Annotated in this window: 16 protein-coding genes; all 16 read left to right on the forward strand. The window is 69.7% G+C overall.

The window, feature by feature from the left end; all coding sequences use genetic code 11:
• Positions 1-7: 7 nt before the first annotated feature.
• The 16 genes from AC07PU_RS16540 to AC07PU_RS16615 all read left to right on the forward strand — a co-directional run bounded on the left by AC07PU_RS16540 (position 8) and on the right by AC07PU_RS16615 (position 18,562).
• Complete coding sequence (locus tag AC07PU_RS16540) at positions 8-538, forward strand: F0F1 ATP synthase subunit delta (protein ID WP_093350310.1); 531 nt, start codon at positions 8-10, stop codon at positions 536-538.
• A gap of 50 nt (positions 539-588) precedes the next feature.
• The gene (gene atpA / locus AC07PU_RS16545; protein WP_093350313.1) at positions 589-2,142 is read left to right on the forward strand and encodes a F0F1 ATP synthase subunit alpha; all 1,554 of its coding nucleotides are present in this window, start codon (positions 589-591) and stop codon (positions 2,140-2,142) included.
• 21 nt (positions 2,143-2,163) lie between these two features.
• On the forward strand, positions 2,164-3,039 hold the full coding sequence (gene atpG, locus AC07PU_RS16550; RefSeq protein ID WP_057593978.1) for a F0F1 ATP synthase subunit gamma: 876 nt from the start codon (positions 2,164-2,166) through the stop codon (positions 3,037-3,039).
• A gap of 89 nt (positions 3,040-3,128) precedes the next feature.
• Positions 3,129-3,536 (forward strand): hypothetical protein, encoded by a 408-nt coding sequence (locus AC07PU_RS16555; protein ID WP_093350315.1) that lies wholly within the window; start codon positions 3,129-3,131, stop codon positions 3,534-3,536.
• A 153-nt stretch (positions 3,537-3,689) separates the two neighbouring features.
• The gene (gene atpD / locus AC07PU_RS16560; RefSeq protein ID WP_093350318.1) at positions 3,690-5,090 is read left to right on the forward strand and encodes a F0F1 ATP synthase subunit beta; all 1,401 of its coding nucleotides are present in this window, start codon (positions 3,690-3,692) and stop codon (positions 5,088-5,090) included.
• 12 nt (positions 5,091-5,102) lie between these two features.
• Positions 5,103-5,522, forward strand: coding sequence for a F0F1 ATP synthase subunit epsilon (locus AC07PU_RS16565; protein WP_057593975.1), 420 nt, complete (start codon positions 5,103-5,105; stop codon positions 5,520-5,522).
• 253 nt (positions 5,523-5,775) lie between these two features.
• Positions 5,776-6,945 carry an ROK family protein gene (locus AC07PU_RS16570; protein WP_057593974.1) on the forward strand — a complete coding sequence of 390 codons (1,170 nt, stop codon included), beginning with the start codon at positions 5,776-5,778 and terminating at the stop codon, positions 6,943-6,945.
• The gene (locus AC07PU_RS16575) at positions 6,942-8,459 is read left to right on the forward strand and encodes a sugar ABC transporter ATP-binding protein (RefSeq protein WP_495318840.1); all 1,518 of its coding nucleotides are present in this window, start codon (positions 6,942-6,944) and stop codon (positions 8,457-8,459) included. The genes AC07PU_RS16570 and AC07PU_RS16575 overlap by 4 nt, the downstream gene beginning before the upstream one ends.
• A 23-nt stretch (positions 8,460-8,482) precedes the next feature.
• Positions 8,483-9,493, forward strand: coding sequence for an ABC transporter permease (locus AC07PU_RS16580; protein WP_057593972.1), 1,011 nt, complete (start codon positions 8,483-8,485; stop codon positions 9,491-9,493).
• Positions 9,494-9,560: 67 nt separating this feature from the next.
• Complete coding sequence (locus AC07PU_RS16585; protein ID WP_209546173.1) at positions 9,561-10,523, forward strand: substrate-binding domain-containing protein; 963 nt, start codon at positions 9,561-9,563, stop codon at positions 10,521-10,523.
• Positions 10,524-10,607: 84 nt separating this feature from the next.
• Positions 10,608-11,771: a Gfo/Idh/MocA family protein gene (locus AC07PU_RS16590; RefSeq protein WP_495318843.1), complete on the forward strand. Its 1,164-nt coding sequence runs from the start codon at positions 10,608-10,610 to the stop codon at positions 11,769-11,771.
• Between the two features lie 49 nt (positions 11,772-11,820).
• Positions 11,821-12,531: a phosphatase PAP2 family protein gene (locus AC07PU_RS16595; RefSeq protein WP_495318845.1), complete on the forward strand. Its 711-nt coding sequence runs from the start codon at positions 11,821-11,823 to the stop codon at positions 12,529-12,531.
• 88 nt (positions 12,532-12,619) lie between these two features.
• Entirely contained in the window at positions 12,620-13,165 is a 546-nt protein-coding gene (locus AC07PU_RS16600; RefSeq protein ID WP_495318847.1) for a DUF3617 domain-containing protein, read from the forward strand.
• A 98-nt stretch (positions 13,166-13,263) separates the two neighbouring features.
• On the forward strand, positions 13,264-14,310 hold the full coding sequence (locus AC07PU_RS16605; protein ID WP_208510552.1) for a ligase-associated DNA damage response exonuclease: 1,047 nt from the start codon (positions 13,264-13,266) through the stop codon (positions 14,308-14,310).
• On the forward strand, positions 14,307-15,962 hold the full coding sequence (locus AC07PU_RS16610) for an ATP-dependent DNA ligase (protein ID WP_495318849.1): 1,656 nt from the start codon (positions 14,307-14,309) through the stop codon (positions 15,960-15,962). The genes AC07PU_RS16605 and AC07PU_RS16610 overlap by 4 nt, the downstream gene beginning before the upstream one ends.
• Positions 15,959-18,562, forward strand: coding sequence for a ligase-associated DNA damage response DEXH box helicase (locus AC07PU_RS16615; protein ID WP_495318851.1), 2,604 nt, complete (start codon positions 15,959-15,961; stop codon positions 18,560-18,562). Before AC07PU_RS16610 ends, AC07PU_RS16615 begins: the two co-directional genes overlap by 4 nt.
• Positions 18,563-18,564: the final 2 nt, after the last annotated feature.

An 18,564-nucleotide genomic window follows, 5' to 3' on the forward strand; every position in this document is an offset into this window, starting at 1 on the left:
GGACGACATGGCCGAACTCGCGACCATTGCCCGTCCCTACGCTGAAGCGCTGTTCCAGGCCAGTGCCGGCAACCTCGATGCCACCACCGGCTGGATCGACCAGCTGGCCGCCGTCGTCGGGAACCCGCAGCTGCTGCAGTTCGCGGCCAATCCCAAGGTCGCGCCCGAGCAGGTCGTCGGCCTGGTCGCCGGCCTGCTGTCCCAGCCGCTGCCGGACCTCGGCACGAACTTCCTTCGCACCGTCCTCGACAACGGCCGCCTCGCGGCCGTTCCCGAGGTGGCGGTCCAGTTCCGTGCCCTCAAGAACGCCAGCAGCGGTTCGTCCGATGCGGTGATCTACAGCGCCTTCCCGATCGAAGGCGCCGCGCTGCAGGACATCGAGGCGGCGCTCGTGCGCCGCTTCGGTCGCAAGCTCAAGACGAGCGTCGCGATCGACCCCGAACTGATCGGCGGCATCCGTGCCGTGGTCGGCGACGAGGTGCTCGACATGTCCGTCAAGGCCCGGCTCGAACAAATGAAAGCTGCGCTCACCGCCTGAGGCGGTCTGTCGCCGCGGTAAGCCCTATTTATTGAAAGAAGGAAAGAGTCATGCAACTCAATCCCGCAGAAATTTCCGAGCTGATCAAGAGCCGCATCGAAGGGCTTGGCGTCAGCGCAGATATCCGTAACCAGGGCACCGTGGTGTCGGTGACCGACGGCATCGTGCGCGTGCACGGCCTGTCGGACGCGATGCAGGGCGAAATGCTCGAGTTCCCGCCCACGGCCGACGGCGTTCCGTCGTACGGCCTGGCGCTGAACCTCGAGCGCGATTCCGTCGGCGCCGTGATTCTGGGCGAGTACGAGCACATCTCGGAAGGCGACACCGTCAAGTGCACGGGCCGCATCCTGGAAGTGCCGGTGGGCCCCGAGCTCATCGGCCGCGTGGTCAACGCGCTGGGCCAGCCGATCGACGGCAAGGGTCCGATCAACGCCAAGATGACCGACGTGATCGAGAAGGTCGCACCGGGCGTGATCGCACGGAAGTCTGTCGACCAGCCGATGCAGACCGGCCTCAAGTCGATCGACTCGATGGTGCCCGTCGGCCGTGGCCAGCGCGAGCTGATCATCGGCGACCGCCAGACCGGCAAGACCGCCGTGGCGATCGACGCGATCATCAACCAGAAGGGTCAGAACATGACCTGCGTCTACGTCGCGATCGGCCAGAAGGCTTCGTCGATCAAGAACGTGGTGCGCTCCCTCGAACAAGCTGGCGCGATGGACTACACCATCGTGGTGGCCGCATCGGCGTCGGAATCGGCCGCCATGCAGTACGTGTCGGCCTACTCGGGCTGCACGATGGGCGAATACTTCCGCGACCGCGGCCAGGACGCCCTGATCGTCTATGACGACCTGTCGAAGCAGGCCGTGGCCTACCGCCAGGTGTCGCTGCTGCTGCGCCGCCCGCCGGGCCGCGAAGCCTACCCCGGCGACGTGTTCTATCTCCACAGCCGCCTGCTCGAGCGCGCGGCCCGCGTGAACGCCGACTACGTCGAAGCCTTCACCAAGGGTGAAGTCAAGGGCAAGACCGGTTCGCTGACCGCGCTGCCGATCATCGAAACGCAGGCCGGCGACGTGTCCGCCTTCGTGCCGACCAACGTGATCTCGATCACCGACGGCCAGATCTTCCTGGAAACCAGCCTGTTCAACGCCGGCATCCGCCCCGCCATCAACGCCGGTATCTCGGTGTCGCGCGTGGGTTCGTCGGCACAGACCAAGGCGATCAAGGGCCTGTCGGGCGGTATCCGTACCGACCTCGCGCAGTACCGTGAACTGGCTGCGTTCGCGCAGTTCGCTTCCGACCTCGACGAAGCCACCCGCAAGCAGCTCGACCGCGGTGCCCGCGTGACCGAACTGCTGAAGCAGGCCCAGTACAGCCCGCTGTCCATCTCGCTGATGAGCGCGTCGCTGTTCGCGGTCAACAAGGGCTTCATGGACGATCTCGACGTCAAGAAGGTCCTGGCCTTCGAGCACGGCCTGCACCAGTTCCTCAAGACCAGCCACGCGGCCCTGCTCGACAAGATCGAACAGGCCAAGGCGATCGACAAGGACTCGGAAGCCGAACTGCACGCGGCGATCACCTCGTTCAAGAAGTCGTTCGCCTGATCGACCCCCAAAGGAATCCTCATGGCAGCTGGTAAGGAAATCCGCGGCAAGATCAAATCGGTGGAGAACACCAAGAAGATCACCAAGGCCATGGAAATGGTGGCCGCGTCGAAGATGCGCAAGGCGCAGGAACGCATGCGCGCCGCCCGCCCCTACAGCGAGAAGATCCGTAACATCGCGGCCAACCTCGGCCAGGCGAATCCGGAGTACACGCACGCGTTCATGAAGGAGAACGAGGCCAAGGCCGCGGGCTTCATCGTCGTCACGACCGACAAGGGTCTGTGCGGCGGCATGAACACCAACGTGCTGCGCGCCGTGACCGCCAAGCTGCGCGAGCAGCAGTCGGCCGGCAACGCGGTCGAGGCGGTCGCCATCGGCAACAAGGGCCTGGGCTTCCTCAACCGGATCGGCGCCCGCGTGGTGTCGCATGTCACCCAGCTGGGTGACACGCCGCACCTCGACAAGCTGATCGGCCCGGTCAAGGTCCTGCTCGACGCGTACGCCGAGGGCAAGCTGAGCGCCGTGTACCTGTGCTACACGAAGTTCATCAACACGATGCGCCAGGAATCGGTGGTCGAGCAGCTGCTGCCGCTCGCTTCCGAGACGCTGCAGGTCGAGAGCGGCCAGCACGCATGGGACTACATCTACGAGCCCGATGCGCAGAGCGTCATCGACGAGCTGCTGGTGCGCTACGTGGAATCGCTGGTCTATCAGGCCGTGGCCGAGAACATGGCGTCCGAGCAATCGGCGCGCATGGTCGCGATGAAGGCCGCCACCGACAACGCGGGCAACGTGATCAGCGAGCTGAAGCTGGTCTACAACAAGACCCGTCAGGCCGGCATCACGAAGGAGCTTTCGGAAATCGTGTCGGGCGCGGCCGCAGCGGCGGGCGTCTGATCGAGGCAATGCACAGGGCCACATTGCCCACGGGTCCGTACGCGGACCGGTGACAACGGCCCAGCTCAGAAAAAAGGGGACTCGATTCAATGAAGAAATTTCTCGCTCTGGTGGCCGTGGCTGCCGCTCTGACCGCCTGTTCCAAGAAGGAAGAGGCACCGGCACCCGCGCCCGCTCCGGCGGCCGCACCGGCTCCGGCGCCTGCTCCCGCTGCTTCGGCTCCCGCCGCGGCACCGGCAGCGCCTGCTTCGGCACCGGCTGCAGCAGCACCGACGGCCTCGGCCGCCGACCTGCCGCAAGAGTGCAACGACTACCTGACGAAGGTCAGCGCCTGCGTCAGCTCGCAAAGCGGTGCCGCCGCCGATGCGATGAAGGCCAGCCTCGATCAGACCAAGGCGACCTGGGCTTCGATGGGTGCCGACAAGGCCGCCCTGGGCCAGGCCTGCAAGGCTGCGTCGGACGCTTTCGCCGCGCAAGCCACGGCGATGAAGTGCTGAGCACGACGAGCGCAGAAATCCGAACGCATCGTCATTGACCTCGAGGATGCCGGCCCGGCCGGCATTCTTGCAAAAGCGGCCCGCATTGGCACCAGGACGCTTCTGCAAGAACCTGTCGCAAATTTATTGAGAATCCATCCAGAAGGAAACGCCATGGCTGAAGGAAAAATTGTCCAATGTATCGGCGCCGTGGTCGACGTGGAGTTCCCGCGTGACCAGATGCCCAAGGTGTACGACGCCTTGAAGTTCGAAGGCAGCGCGCTGACCCTCGAAGTGCAACAACAGCTCGGTGATGGCGTGGTGCGCACGATTGCGCTGGGCTCGTCGGACGGCCTGCGCCGCGGCCTCATCGTGACCAACACCGGCGCACCCATCACGGTGCCGGTCGGCAAGGCCACCCTCGGCCGCATCATGGACGTGCTGGGCGCGCCCATCGACGAGCGCGGTCCTGTCAGCCAGGAGCTGACCGCTCCCATCCACCGCAAGGCCCCCGCGTACGACGAACTGTCGCCTTCGCAGGACCTGCTCGAAACCGGCATCAAGGTGATCGACCTGGTGTGCCCGTTCGCCAAGGGCGGCAAGGTGGGCCTGTTCGGCGGCGCCGGCGTGGGCAAGACCGTGAACATGATGGAACTCATCAACAACATCGCGAAGGCCCACTCGGGTCTGTCGGTGTTCGCCGGCGTGGGTGAACGTACCCGCGAAGGCAACGACTTCTATCACGAAATGTCGGACGCCAAGGTGGTGGACCTCGACGACCTGCCGAACTCGAAGGTGTCGATGGTCTACGGCCAGATGAACGAACCCCCGGGCAACCGTCTGCGCGTGGCGCTGACCGGCCTGACCATCGCCGAGTCGTTCCGCGACGAAGGCCGTGACGTTCTGTTCTTCGTCGACAACATCTACCGCTACACGCTGGCCGGTACCGAAGTGTCGGCACTGCTGGGCCGCATGCCTTCCGCCGTGGGCTACCAGCCGACGCTGGCCGAGGAAATGGGCCGCCTGCAAGAGCGGATCACGTCGACCAAGGTCGGCTCGATCACCTCGATCCAGGCCGTGTACGTCCCTGCCGACGACTTGACCGACCCGTCGCCCGCCACCACCTTCGCCCACTTGGACTCGACCGTGGTGCTGTCGCGCGACATCGCTTCGCTCGGTATCTACCCCGCCGTGGACCCGCTGGACTCGACCTCGCGCCAGCTCGACCCGAACGTGGTCGGCGAAGAGCACTACAACGTGGCCCGCTCGGTGCAAGGCACGCTGCAGCGCTACAAGGAACTGCGCGACATCATCGCGATCCTGGGCATGGACGAACTGGCGCCCGACGACAAGCTCGCCGTGGCCCGCGCCCGCAAGATCCAGCGTTTCCTGTCGCAGCCCTTCCACGTGGCCGAAGTGTTCACGGGCTCGCCCGGCAAGTACGTGCCGCTGTCGGAAACCATCCGTGGCTTCAAGATGATCGTGAACGGCGAAGCCGACCACCTGCCGGAACAAGCGTTCTACATGGTGGGCGGCATCGACGAAGCGTTCGAGAAGGCCAAGAAGGTCGCTTAAGAAGGAGTCACCATGGCAGGCACCATTCATGTGGACGTGGTCAGCGCGGAAGAGTCGATCTTCTCGGGCGAAGCCAGGTTCGTCGCGCTGCCCGGTGAAGCCGGTGAGCTCGGCATCTATCCGCGCCACACCCCGCTGATCACGCGCATCCGCCCCGGCGCCGTGCGCATCGAAACGGCCGACGGCAACGAGGAATTCGTCTTCGTCGCCGGCGGCATCCTCGAAGTGCAGCCGAACGCCGTGACCGTGCTGTCGGACACCGCGATCCGCGGCAAGGACCTCGACGACGAGAAGGCCAACCAGGCCAAGGCCGCCGCCGAGGAAGCGCTGAAGAACGCCAAGAGCGACATCGACATCGCGATGGCGCAATCGGAACTGGCCGTGATGGCCGCGCAGATCGCAGCGCTGCGCAAGTACCGCCAGAAGAAGTAAGCCCGCGCGGCTTGCTGCTTCCGAAGGCCGCCCACCGAGGCGGCTTTTTTTCGCCCCGGCTCGGCGCGAGGCCTGGTCTTCAAGGCCGAATCCAGCCGTCTTCGATCTGAATATGGTCGAAGTTCAGCCTTGTCTGGCTGAAGCCCTGCTCCTAGTATTCGCCTTCGCCCGCCGGCCTCGATGCCGCCGGGTCACCACAAAGAACCGGAGACAAGCGCGCGTGGCACCCTGGAGCGGCATCACTGCGGACGAAATGCGTTTGCTGGAGACCACCTTCTGGTCGGCCGGCGGTTCGCGCCATGCCATGGCCGAGGAGCTCGGCTTCTCCAAGAGCAAGGCCAATGCGCTGATCGCCGGGCTGCTCGAGCAGGGCCTGCTGGCCGAAGCCGGCCTGCAGCGCTCCTCGGGCGGGCGCCGCCCCGAAAACCTCCAGCTCCATGCCGACCTCGGCGTGCTCGTGGGCGTCGACATCGGCGCCACCAGCCTCGGCGTCGCCGTGCTGCAGCCCGACCTCACGGTGCTCGCCCAGCACGAGGAAGCGGCCGACGTGCGCGACGGCCCCGCGGTCGTGCTGGCGCGCGTGCGCGCGCTGATGCGCGAACTGCTGGGCCGCTGCGGCCGCACGGCGCGCGACGTGTTCGGCATCGGCATCGGCGTGCCCGGGCCGGTCAACTTCGAGATCGGCCAGCTCGTCAATCCGCCGCTGATGCCGGCCTGGGACAGCTTCTCGATCCGCGACTACCTGCGCGAGGACTATGCCGCGCCGGTGTTCGTCGACAACGACGTCAACCTGATGGCGCTCGGCGAGCTCTGGCGCCTCAAGCGCTCGCTCTCGAACTTCCTCGTCATCAAGATCGGCACCGGCATCGGCTGCGGCATCGTCTGCCACGGCGAGGTCTATCGCGGCGCCGCCGGTTCGGCCGGCGACGTGGGCCACATCTGCGTCGACCAGGAAGGGCCGCGCTGCCACTGCGGCAACCTGGGCTGCGTCGAGGCGATGGCGGCCGGTCCCGCGATCACGCGCATGGCGGTGCAGGCGGCCGAGGCCGGCGAGAGCGCCGTGCTGGCCGAGGTGCTGCGCAGCCAGGGCCGCATCGAGGCCCTCGACGTCGGCCAGGCCAGCCGCGCCGGCGATCCCGCGGCCAATGCCATCGTGCAGCGCGCGGGCAACCTCATCGGCCAGATGCTGGCTTCGGTCGTCAACTTCTTCAATCCGTCGCATGTGTTCATCGGCGGCGGCATCACGCGCATCGGCCCGCTGTTCCTCGCGGCCGTGCGGCAAAGCGTCTACCAGCGCTCGCTCGCGCTGTCGACGCGCCACCTCGAGATCCAGTACACGCCGCTGGCCGCGCAGGGCGGCCTGATCGGCGCCGGCGTGCTCGCGATGCAGCAGAGCCTCAAGGCGAGGGGGATCGCGCCATGAGCGAAACGCAGAACAAAGCCAGCGTCGCGGTCGAATTCGACGACGTGCGGAAATCCTTCGGCCCGGTGCAGGTGCTGCACGGCGTGAGCTTCGCGCTCGCGCCCGGCAAGGTCTACGGCCTGCTCGGCGAGAACGGCGCGGGCAAGTCCACGCTGATGAAGATCCTCTCGGGCTACGAGGGCCTCACGGGCGGCGCGCTGCGCATCAACGGCCGGCCGCAGCAGTTCGCCGGCTCGCGCGATGCCGAGGCGCTGGGCATCGTGCTGATCCACCAGGAGTTCAACCTCGCCGAGGACCTGAGCATCGCGCAGAACATCTTCCTCGGCCACGAGAAGAAGAAGGGCCTGTTCCTCGACGACGCCGCGATGGAGCGCGAGGCCGCCGCCGCGCTGGCGGCCGTCGGCCTGCAGGCCGACCCGCGCACCAAGGTGCGCCGGCTCATCGTGGCCGAGAAGCAGCTGGTGGAGATCGCCAAGGCCATCGCGCGCCGCGCGCGCCTGCTGGTGATGGACGAGCCCACCGCCACGCTCACGCCCGGCGAGACCGAGCGCCTGTTCAAGCTGATCGCGCAGCTGCGCGCCGACGGCGTGACCATCGTCTACATCTCGCACAAGCTCGACGAGGTCGAGCGCGTGACCGACGAGGTGATCGTGATGCGCGACGGCCGCTTCGTCGCGCGCTCGCCCACGGCCGAGGTCACGCGCCAGCAGATGGCCAACCTGATGGTGGGCCGCGAGCTGGCCGACCTCTATCCGCCACGCGACCCGGTGTCGGCGGCGCAGGCGCCCGCGATGCGCGTGCAGGGCTTCAGCGTGCCCGGCTGGGCGCAGGACGCGAGCTTCGAGGTGCGCCCCGGCGAGATCCTCGGCTTCGCGGGCCTGGTCGGCGCCGGTCGCACCGAGCTGTTCGAAGGCCTGCTGGGCCTGCGGCCCGCCGCCGGCAGCGTCGAGATGCTCGGGCGCGCGGTGCCCCACGGCAAGGGCTGGCGCAGCCCGCGCGATGCCGCGAAGCACGGCCTCACCTACCTGAGCGAGGACCGCAAGGGCAAGGGCCTGCACGTGCACTTCGGCCTGCGCCAGAACCTCACGCTGATGGCGCTCGAGCGCTACGCCACGCCCTGGCTCAAGCCCGAGGCCGAGCGCGGCGCGCTGGCCGAGGCGGTCAAGGACTACGGCATCCGCGCCGGCTCGCTCGAGGTCAGGGCCTCGTCGCTGTCGGGCGGCAACCAGCAGAAGCTCGCGCTCGCCAAGGTGCTGCAGCCGCGCCCGCGCGTGGTGGTGCTCGACGAGCCCACGCGCGGCGTCGACGTGGGCGCCAAGCGCGACATCTACTTCCTGGTCCAGCGCCTGGCGCGCGAGGGCCTGGCCGTGATCGTCATCTCGTCCGAGCTCATGGAGCTGATCGGCCTGTGCCACCGCGTCGCGGTGATGCGCGCGGGCCGGCTCGTCGCCACGCTCGACGCCGACCACCTGAGCGAAGAAGCGCTCATCGCCCACGCCACCGGCGCGCACTGAGACACGACCCACACCCGGCCCCCATGAACAACAGCCCCGAACCCACCGCCGACACCCACCGCGCCCAGCCCAAGGCGCGCTGGACCGAGCACCTGCACGGCCTCGGCCCCGTCATCGGCCTGGTGCTGCTGTGCATCGCCGGCACCCTGCTCAACGGCGACTTCGCCACCGTCGACAACGCGATGAACGTGCTCACGCGCACCGCCTTCATCGGCATCATCGCGGTCGGCATGTGCTTCGTGATCATCTCGGGCGGCATCGACCTGTCGGTGGGCTCGATGGCCGCGCTGATCGCGGGCAGCGTGATCATGTTCATCAACTGGGCCGGCCCGGCCACCGGCTCGCCGCTGATGGCGGTGATGCTCGGTGCCGTGCTCGCGGTGGTGCTGGGCGCGCTGTTCGGCCTCGCGCACGGCCTGCTGATCACCAAGGGCCGCATCGAGCCCTTCATCGTCACGCTGGGCACGCTGGGCATCTTCCGCGCCTACCTCACCTACTTCGCAGACGGCGGCGCGCTCACGCTCGACAACGAGCTGTCGGACCTCTACGCGCCGGTCTACTACGCGAGCCTCGCGGGCATCCCGGTGCCGGTGTGGGTGTTCGTCATCGTGGCCATCGTCGGCGGCGTGATCCTCAACCGCACCGCCTACGGCCGCTACGTGCAGGCCATCGGCTCCAACGAGCAGGTGGCGCGCTACGCCGCGGTCGACGTCGACCGCGTGAAGATCCTGACCTACGTGCTGCTCGGCGTGTGCGTGGGCATCGCCACGCTGCTGTACGTGCCGCGCCTGGGCTCGGCCTCGCCGACCACGGGCCTCTTGTGGGAGCTCGAGGCGATCGCCGCCGTGATCGTCGGCGGCACCGCGCTCAAGGGCGGCGCGGGCAGCATCACCGGCACCGTGGTGGGCGCGATCCTGCTCTCGGTCATCAGCAACATCCTGAACCTCACCAGCATCATCAGCGTCTACCTGAATGCCGCGGTGCAGGGCTTCGTGATCATCATCGTGGCCTTCCTCCAGCGAGGAAAGCGATGACGCCGTTGGGCGTGGCCACACCTGGTTCCTTCCCGTTCCGTTCCATCCACCAAGAGGAGACATCAGCATGACCCGTTTCACCCGACGCATCGCGCTCACGGCCGTGGCCGCCGCGGCATTCGCCAGCCTGCCCGCGCTCGCCGCGGACAAGGTCAACCTCGGCGTTTCGATCCCCGCCGCCACCCACAGCTTCATGGGCGGCATCAACTACTGGGCCAACCAGGCGAAGAAGGATCTCGAGAAGGAACACAAGGACCTGAAGATCACGATCAAGACCGCCGCCAACGCGCCCGAGCAGGCCAACCAGCTGCAGGACCTGTCGACGGTCACCAAGATCAACGCGCTGGTCGTGTTCCCGTTCGAATCGGCCGCGCTGACCAAGCCGGTCGCGCAGGTCAAGGCCAAGGGCGCCTACGTCACCGTGGTCGACCGCGGCCTGACCGACACCAGCGCGCAGGACGCCTACGTGGCCGGCGACAACACCGCCTTCGGCCGCATCCCGGCCGAGTACATCGTCAAGCAGCTCGGCGGCAAGGGCAACGTGGTTGCATTGCGCGGCATCGCGACCACGCTCGACAACGAGCGCATGGACGCCTTCAACGCGGTGCTCAAGAACAGCCCCGACGTGAAGCTGCTCGATGCCAAGTACGCCAACTGGAACCGCGACGACGCCTTCAAGGTCACGCAGGACTACCTCACGCGCTTCAAGCAGATCGACGCCATCTGGGCCGCCGACGACGACATGGCCGTGGGCGTGCTCAAGGCCATCGAGCAGGCCAAGCGCGACGACATCAAGATCGTGTTCGGCGGCGCCGGCGCCAAGGGCATGGTCAAGACCATCATGGACGCCAAGGACAAGCGCATCACGGCCGACGTGAGCTACTCGCCGAAGTTCATCTACGACGCCATCAAGCTCACGGCCGAGGCGCGCCTGAAGGGCGAGAAGCTGCCCGCGACCACGATCATCCCGTCGGTGCTGATCACCAAGGACAACGCCAAGGACTTCTACCACCCGAACTCGCCGTTCTGAACGGGATCGGCCGGCCGGCCGATCGCTTCGCTCCCTCTCCCTGCGGGGAGGGGGAACCCCGTCTCTGGAACCTCAAGGAGTTGGATGACCGACACCCCCCATCGCAAGCTGCGCTACGCCATGGTCGGCGGCGGCCGCGATGCCTTCATCGGCGGCGTGCACCGCAAAGCGATCGCGCTCGACGCCCAGATCGAACTCGTGGCCGGCGCGCTGTCCTCCGATCCCGCCAAGGCGCGTGCCTCGGGCGCCGACCTCGGCCTGGCCGACGCGCGCAACCATGGCGACTGGCAGGCCCTGCTGGCCGATGAACTGAAGCGGCCCGCCGGCGAGCGCATCGACTTCGTCTCGATCGTCACGCCCAACCACGTGCACTACCCGGTGGCGCGGGCCTTCGTCGAGGCCGGCTTCCACGTGGTGTGCGACAAGCCGCTGGTCCACACGCGCGAGCAGGCCGATGCGCTGGTCGCCAGCGTGGCGGCACAGGGCACGGTCTTCGGCGTCACCTACAACTACACCGGCTACCCCATGGTGCGGCAGGCCCGCGCGATGATCCGCGCGGGCGAGCTCGGCACGCTGCGCAAGGTGGTCGTGGAATACAACCAGGGCTGGCTCGCGAGCCAGCTCGAGGGCACCGGCAACAAGCAGGCCGACTGGCGCACCGACCCCGCGCGCAGCGGCGCGGCCGGCGCCATCGGCGACATCGGCTCGCATGCCGAGAACCTCGTCGCCACGCTGACCGGCCTCGAGATCGAGAGCCTGTGCGCCGACCTCACGGCGCACGTGGCCGGCCGCCAGCTCGACGACGACGGCAGCCTGCTGCTGCGCTACCAGGGCGGCGCGCGCGGCGTGCTCATCGCCTCGCAGATCAGCACCGGCCTCGAGAACGACCTGCGCGTGCGCATCGCGGGCACCCTGGGCACGCTCGAGTGGCACCAGGAGCAGCCGAGCCGGCTGGTGCACCTGCCGCACGACGGGCCGCTGCGCGTGCTCACGCGCGGCGCCCCCTGGCTGCACGAATCGGCGCGCCGCGCGAGCCGCCTGCCCGCGGGCCATCCCGAGGGCTTCATCGAGGCCTTCGCCAACGTCTACGCGGGCGTCGCCGCCGACATCCGCGCGCGCCTCGAAGGCCGGCGCGCCGATCCGCTCGAGGCCGACTACCCGCGCGTGGAGGATGGGGCGCGCGGCGTGCGCTTCATTGAGCGCACGGTGGCCTCGGCCCGAAGCGATTTAAAGTGGACGCCCTGGTGATGCCGCGGCCCCGCACCCGCGGGGCCCGCGCGCATTGCCTCCGGCGCCCATGACCTCCTTTCCCGACTCCAAGCCCGTTGCCACGCCGACCTCCTGGGCACGCGCCCTGGGCCGCCGCGCGCTCGCGCTGCTGCCGCTCAAGCTGATCGGCAACACCCTCGCCACCATCGGCTTCTTCCCGCTGTACTTCTGGGTCATGCGGCATTCGGGCGAGGCCTGGGTGCTGCCGCTCACGCCGATCGACCGGCTCGTCGCGTTCTGGCCCGCGCTGCTGCCGGTGTACCTGTCGCTGTGGCTCTACATCGCGCTGCCGGTGCTGTTCTCGCGCGACCGGCGCGAGCTCACGGCGTTCTCGCTGGCCTGCGCGCTGATGACGACCATCGCGCTCGTCGTGTTCTGGTGCCTGCCGACGGCGATTCCCAACTTCACGATCGACACCAGTCCCGGCACCACGCTGCACTTCCTCAAGACCAAGGACTCGGCGGGCAATGCCTTTCCCTCGCTGCACGTCTCGTTCTCGGTGTTCGCCTGCGTGGTGCTCGCGCGCCAGCTGCGCAGCGTGGGCGCGCCCGCCTGGCTGCGCGGCCTCAACCTCGCGTGGGCCGCGGGCATCGTCTACTCGACCATGGCGGTGCGCCAGCACGTGCTGATCGACGTGGGCGGCGGCTTCGTGCTGGGTGTGGTGTTCGGGCTGGCCACGCGCGTGCGCGCGGCGGCGGGCAGCGTGAGCGCCATCGCCGGGGCCGGCCGCGCGGCGTAGACCGATCGCGGTATTCCGCGCCGCGGGGGCGCCCTGTACAAATCGGGGCATCGTCGAGCCTTCGACACGCCGCGCCCGGAGCCGCCCCATGAAGACCCTTCCCCTCGTCCTGGCCTTCCTCGCCGCCTTCGCCGCGGTGCTGCCCTGCACCGTGCTCGCCGGGCCCGCGGTGGCGATCGACTATCCGGCGCGCAAGCCCGGCCTGTGGGAGATGCGCAGCGACGACGGCAGCGGCGCGAAGGAGGGCAGCCACACCATGCAGCAGTGCATCGACGCGGCCACCGACAAGGCCCTGCGCGAGATGGGCCAGGGCATGGGCCGCAGCCTGTGCTCGAAGCAGGACCTGCGCGCCGAGGGCGGCAAGCTGGTGATCGACTCGGTCTGCAAGATCGGCGGCACCACCGCCACCTCGCGCGCCGTGATGAGCGGCGACTTCGGCTCGGCCTACCGCGTGGAAAGCAAGTCGACCTACAGCCCGCCGCTGATGGGCCGCAGCGAAGGCATGGCCGTCGTCGAGGCGAAATGGGTCGGCCCCTGCAAGGCCGGCCAGAAGCCCGGCGACATGGTGATGGCCAACGGCATGAAGATGAACGTGCTCGAGATGACGGCCGCGCGCCGCGGCAAGCAGCCCTGAGCACCGCGGACGGGCGCCGCGGGTAGGCGCCGGCCCACGGCGCCTCGCGGCATCCGGGCCGAGGCGCCACGGGCCGCGAGCGCCTACGATGGCATGCCATGCCCGCGCAGGAAGAAGATCTCGTCGTCGCACGCCCCGAGGGCCTGTACTGCCCGCCGGGCGATTTCTACATCGACCCCTGGCGGCCGGTCGCGCGCGCCGTCATCACGCACGCGCATTCGGACCATGCGCGCACCGGCCACGGCCACTACCTCGCCCACACCGACAGCGCCGGCACGCTGCGCGCGCGCCTGGGCGCCGACATCCCGCTGCAGACGCTGCCCTACGGCGAGGCGATCGAGCACCGCGGCGTGCGCGTGTCGCTGCATCCGGCCGGCCACGTGCTGGGCTCGGCGCAGGTGCGGCTCGAACACGGCGGCCGCGTCTGGGTGGCCTCGGGCGACTACAAGACCGAGCCCGACGGCACCTGCGCGCCCTTCGAGCCGGTGCCCTGCGACACCTTCATCACCGAGTCCACCTTCGGCCTGCCGATCTATCGCTGGCCCTCGCAGGCGCAGCTCATCGCGGAGATCGACGCCTGGTGGCGCGCCAATGCCGAGGCCGGCCGCGCCTCGGTGCTGTTCTGCTATGCCTTCGGCAAGGCGCAGCGCATCCTGCACGGCGTCGACGCCTCGATCGGTCCGATCGTCGTGCACGGCGCGGTCGAGCCGCTCAATGCCGTCTACCGCGCCGCGGGCGTGGCGCTGCCGGCCACCTTGCGCGTCACCGATCCGGGCGTCGACGCGGCGCTGCTGAAGCGCGCGCTGGTGCTGGCGCCGCCCTCGGCGCAGGGCACGCCGTGGATGAAGCGCTTCGGCACCTATGCCGATGCCTTCGCGAGCGGCTGGATGCAGCTGCGCGGCACGCGGCGCCGGCGCGGCGTCGATCGCGGCTTCGTGATGTCGGACCATGCGGACTGGCCCGGGCTGCAGCAGGCGATCGCGGGCACGGGCGCCGAGCGCGTGTTCGTCACCCATGGCAGCGTGCAGGTGATGGTGCGCTGGCTGTCGGAGAACGGCCTCGACGCGCAGGGCTTCAAGACCGAGTACGGCGACGAGGACGACCAGGAAGCGCCGCCGCCCGCCGGGGAGGCGGCGCCGGCATGAAGGACTTCGCCGCGCTCTACCGCGAGCTCGATGCCAGCACCTCGAGCCTCGCCAAGCAGGCCGCATTGCAGCGCTACCTGCGCGCGGCCGATCCGGCCGATGCCGCCTGGGCCGTCTACTTCCTCGCGGGCGGCAAGCCGCGCCAGCTGGTGCCGACCAAGCTGCTGCGCCTGCTCGCGCAGGAGGCCGCGGGCCTGCCCGAGTGGCTGTTCGACGAGAGCTACGAGGCCGTCGGCGACCTCGCCGAGACCATCGCGCTGCTGCTGCCGCCGCCGAGCGAAACGCACGAGCTCGGGCTCGCGGCCTGGGTCGAGCAGCACCTGCTGCCGCTGCGCGAGGCCGCGAAGACGGCGCCCGAGGAGCTGGCCGACAGGCTGCGCGCGCAGTGGCGCCGGCTCGCGGCCGAGGAGCGGCTGGTCTACTTCAAGCTCATCACCGGCGCCTTCCGCGTCGGCGTGTCGAAGCTGCAGGTCACGCAGGCGCTCGCGGCGGTCGGTGGCATCGATGCGAAGCGCGTCGCGCAGCGGCTCATGGGCTACACCCACATCGGCGCGCGGCCGCAGGCCGGCGACTACGGCGCGCTGATCGCGCCCGAGTCCGATGCCGAGCAGGTGCAGAAGACCAGCGGGCAGCCCTATCCCTTCTTCCTCGCGCATCCGTTCAACCTGCCGCTCGAGCAGTTCGATGCGGCGCTGGGGCCACCCTCGGACTGGATCGTCGAGTGGAAGTGGGACGGCATCCGCGCGCAGCTCGTGAAGCGCGCGGGCGTGGTGTGGCTGTGGTCGCGCGGCGAGGAACTGGTGACCGAGCGCTTCCCCGAGCTCGCGGCGCTCGGCGAGGCGCTGCCCGACGGCACGGTGGTCGACGGCGAGATCGCCGTGTGGCGCGACGGCCGGGTGCAGCCCTTCGCCGAGCTGCAGAAGCGCATCGGCCGCAAGACGCTGGGCGCGAAGCTGCTGCGCGAGATCCCCGTGGTGCTGCTGGCCTACGACCTGCTCGAGTGGGAGGGCCGCGACCTGCGCGCGCTGCCGCAGGCCGAGCGCCGCGCGCTGCTCGACGAGCTGGTCGCGCGCCTCGCGCACCCGCTGCTGCTGCCGAGTCCGGTGCTGGCCGGCGCCGACTGGGCCGATCTCGCGCGCCAGCGCGAGGCGGCGCGCAGCATGGGCGTCGAAGGGATGATGCTCAAGCGCTGCAGCGCGCAGTACGGCGTGGGCCGCACCAAGGACGTGGGCGTGTGGTGGAAGTGGAAGATCGATCCGCTGAGCATCGACGCGGTGCTGGTCTATGCGCAGCGCGGCCATGGCCGCCGCGCCAGCCTCTACAGCGACTACACCTTCGCCGTGTGGGACGGCCCGCCCGAACAGGCCGAGCGCAAGCTCGTGCCCTTCGCCAAGGCCTACTCGGGCCTCACCGATGCCGAGATGGCGCGCGTCGACGCGGTCATCCGCAAGACCACCATCGAGAGCTTCGGGCCGGTGAAGAGCGTCAAGCCCACGCTGGTGTTCGAGCTGGGCTTCGAGGGCATCGCGCGCAGCGCGCGCCACAAGAGCGGCATCGCGGTGCGCTTTCCGCGCATGCTGCGCTGGCGCGAGGACAAGCCGGTGCAAGAGGCCGACACCCTGCAGACGCTGGCCGCGCTGCTGCCGTCATGAGCCAGGCTGTCAAGGCGGCGCTCGACGCCTGGTTCGCCGCGCGCGGCTGGAAGCCCTTCAAGTTCCAGCGCGAGGTCTGGAAGGCCGTGGCGCAGGGCCGCTCGGGCCTGCTGCATGCGACCACCGGCGCGGGCAAGACCTATGCCGTGTGGCTCGGCGCGCTGCTGGCCCATGCGCAGGCCGCGCGCCCGCGCAAGGAAGGCGCGCGGCCGGCACCGGCACCGCCGCTCACCGTGCTGTGGCTCACGCCGATGCGCGCGCTCGCGGCCGACACCCTGCGCGCGCTCCAGCAGCCGCTGGAGGCGCTCGGCGCCGGGGTGCAGCCGTGGAGCGCGGGCGCGCGCAGCGGCGACACCTCCTCGGCCGAGCGCAGCGCGCAGAACACGCGCCTGCCCACGGTGCTGGTCACCACGCCCGAGAGCCTGTCGCTGCTGCTCGCGCGCGCCGATGCCAGCGAGGTGCTGGGCCAGGTGAGGATGGTGGTGGTCGACGAGTGGCACGAGCTGCTCGGCAACAAGCGCGGCGTGCAGGTGCAGCTCGCGCTCGCGCGGCTGCGGCGCTGGAACGCGGGGCTCGCGGTCTGGGGCATGTCGGCCACGCTCGGCAACCTGCACGAGGCGATGCATGCGCTGCTGGGCCGTGACGACGGCGTGCTGGTGCAGGGCCAGGTGCCGAAGAAGCTGGTCATCGATTCGCTGCTGCCGGGCCGCGCCGAGCGCTTTCCCTGGGGCGGCCACCTGGGCCTCACGATGCTGCCGCAGGTGCTCGAGGAGATCGCGGTCAGCAGCACCACGCTGGTCTTCACCAACACGCGCTCGCAGTCGGAGATCTGGTACCAGGCGATGCTCGAGGCGCGGCCCGAATGGGCCGGCACCATCGCGCTGCACCACGGCTCGCTCGACCGCGAGGTGCGCGAATGGGTCGAGCTGGGCCTGAAGAGCGGCGAGCTCAAGGCCGTGGTCTGCACCTCGAGCCTGGACCTCGGCGTCGACTTCCTGCCGGTGGAGCGCGTGCTGCAGATCGGCTCGCCCAAGGGCGTGGCGCGGCTGCTGCAGCGCGCGGGCCGCTCGGGCCATGCGCCGGGCCGGCCCTCGCGCATCACGCTGGTGCCCACGCACAGCATCGAGATGGTCGAGGGCGCGGCGGCGCGCGCCGCCATCGCCGAGGGCCACATCGAGGCGCGCCATTCGCCCGACCAGCCGCTCGACGTGCTGGTGCAGCACCTCGTGACCGTGGCGCTCGGCGGCGGCTTCGTGCCCGAGGAGCTCTACGAGGAGGTGCGCGGCACGGCCGCCTATGCCGGGCTCACGCGCGAGAGCTGGGCCTGGTGCCTGGACTTCGTCGCGCAGGGCGGCGCCTCGCTCGCGGCCTATCCCGACTACAAGCGCGTGGTGCCCGATGCCGACGGCGTGTGGCGCGTGCCCGATGCGCGGCTCGCGCGGCGCCACCGCATGAACATCGGCACCATCGTGAGCGACGCGAGCATGGCGGTGCAGTACCTCGGCGGCGCGAGGATCGGCAGCGTGGAGGAGGGCTTCGTCGCGCGCATGAAGCCCGGCGACTGCTTCCTGTTCGGCGGCCGGCTGCTCGAGCTGGTGCGCATCCACGACATGACGGCCTGGGTGCGGCGCGCCAGCGGCCAGCGGCCCGCGGTGCCACGCTGGAATGGCGGGCGCATGCCGCTGTCGAACACGCTGGCCGACGCGGTGGTGCAGCAGCTCGCGCTGGCCGACCAGGGCCGGTGGGAGTCGCCCGAGCTGCGCTGCGTGCGGCCGCTGCTCGAGCTGCAGCAGCGGTGGTCGGCGCTGCCCACGCCCCGGACGCTGCTGGCCGAGACGCTGAAGACGCGCGAGGGCTGGCACCTGTTCCTCTATCCGTTCGCGGGCCGCCACGTGCACCTGGGGCTCGCGAGCCTGCTGGCCTGGCGCGTGGCGCAGCACGAGGCGCGCACCTTCTCGATCGCGGTCAACGACTACGGCTTCGAGCTGCTGAGCGCGAGCGAGGTCGACTGGCCCGCGCGGCTGCCCGAGGTGCTCGGCATGCCGGCGGGCGACGCGGCAGAGGCGCACGAGGCACTGCTGCACGAGGTGCTGGCCTCGCTCAATGCGGGCGAACTCGCGCAGCGGCGCTTTCGCGAGATCGCGCGCGTATCGGGGCTGATCTTCCAGGGCTATCCGGGCGAGAAGCGCAGCAGCCGGCAGCTGCAGGCCTCGTCCTCGCTGTTCTGGGAGGTGTTCCGCAAGTACGACCCCGACAACGCGCTGCTCGCGCAGGCCGAGCGCGAGCTGCTGTCGCAGGAGCTCGAGATCGGCCGCCTTGCCGCCAGCCTCGCGCGCATGGGAACGCAGCAGCTGGTGCTGCGCGCGCTCGAGCGGCCGACGCCGTTCTCGTTTCCGCTGATGGTCGAGCTGTTCCGCGAGAAGCTGTCGAACGAGAACGTGGCCGACCGCATCGCGCGCATGGTCGAGCAGCTCGAGAAGGCGGCCGGCGGTGCCGTGACCGCGGGCGGTGCGGAGCGGGTGCGCGGCTCGCTGGCCTTCGGGCAGGAGGGCGCCGCCCGACCGCCGGCGCCGCGGCGCGAACGCCGGCGACGCCCTTGACG

The sequence above is a fragment of the Variovorax sp. GW821-FHT10D07 genome (assembly GCF_059415325.1).

What these genes read in the sequence shown, in the direction of transcription:
- AC07PU_RS16540 (WP_093350310.1), top strand. Translation starts at nt 8, where the DNA reads ATGGCCGAACTCGCGACCATTGCCCGTCCCTACGCTGAAGCGCTGTTC.
- atpA (WP_093350313.1), top strand. Translation starts at nt 589, where the DNA reads ATGCAACTCAATCCCGCAGAAATTTCCGAGCTGATCAAGAGCCGCATC.
- atpG (WP_057593978.1), top strand. Translation starts at nt 2,164, where the DNA reads ATGGCAGCTGGTAAGGAAATCCGCGGCAAGATCAAATCGGTGGAGAAC.
- AC07PU_RS16555 (WP_093350315.1), top strand. Translation starts at nt 3,129, where the DNA reads ATGAAGAAATTTCTCGCTCTGGTGGCCGTGGCTGCCGCTCTGACCGCC.
- atpD (WP_093350318.1), top strand. Translation starts at nt 3,690, where the DNA reads ATGGCTGAAGGAAAAATTGTCCAATGTATCGGCGCCGTGGTCGACGTG.
- AC07PU_RS16565 (WP_057593975.1), top strand. Translation starts at nt 5,103, where the DNA reads ATGGCAGGCACCATTCATGTGGACGTGGTCAGCGCGGAAGAGTCGATC.
- AC07PU_RS16570 (WP_057593974.1), top strand. Translation starts at nt 5,776, where the DNA reads ATGCGTTTGCTGGAGACCACCTTCTGGTCGGCCGGCGGTTCGCGCCAT.
- AC07PU_RS16575 (WP_495318840.1), top strand. Translation starts at nt 6,942, where the DNA reads ATGAGCGAAACGCAGAACAAAGCCAGCGTCGCGGTCGAATTCGACGAC.
- AC07PU_RS16580 (WP_057593972.1), top strand. Translation starts at nt 8,483, where the DNA reads ATGAACAACAGCCCCGAACCCACCGCCGACACCCACCGCGCCCAGCCC.
- AC07PU_RS16585 (WP_209546173.1), top strand. Translation starts at nt 9,561, where the DNA reads ATGACCCGTTTCACCCGACGCATCGCGCTCACGGCCGTGGCCGCCGCG.
- AC07PU_RS16590 (WP_495318843.1), top strand. Translation starts at nt 10,608, where the DNA reads ATGACCGACACCCCCCATCGCAAGCTGCGCTACGCCATGGTCGGCGGC.
- AC07PU_RS16595 (WP_495318845.1), top strand. Translation starts at nt 11,821, where the DNA reads ATGACCTCCTTTCCCGACTCCAAGCCCGTTGCCACGCCGACCTCCTGG.
- AC07PU_RS16600 (WP_495318847.1), top strand. Translation starts at nt 12,620, where the DNA reads ATGAAGACCCTTCCCCTCGTCCTGGCCTTCCTCGCCGCCTTCGCCGCG.
- AC07PU_RS16605 (WP_208510552.1), top strand. Translation starts at nt 13,264, where the DNA reads ATGCCCGCGCAGGAAGAAGATCTCGTCGTCGCACGCCCCGAGGGCCTG.
- AC07PU_RS16610 (WP_495318849.1), top strand. Translation starts at nt 14,307, where the DNA reads ATGAAGGACTTCGCCGCGCTCTACCGCGAGCTCGATGCCAGCACCTCG.
- AC07PU_RS16615 (WP_495318851.1), top strand. Translation starts at nt 15,959, where the DNA reads ATGAGCCAGGCTGTCAAGGCGGCGCTCGACGCCTGGTTCGCCGCGCGC.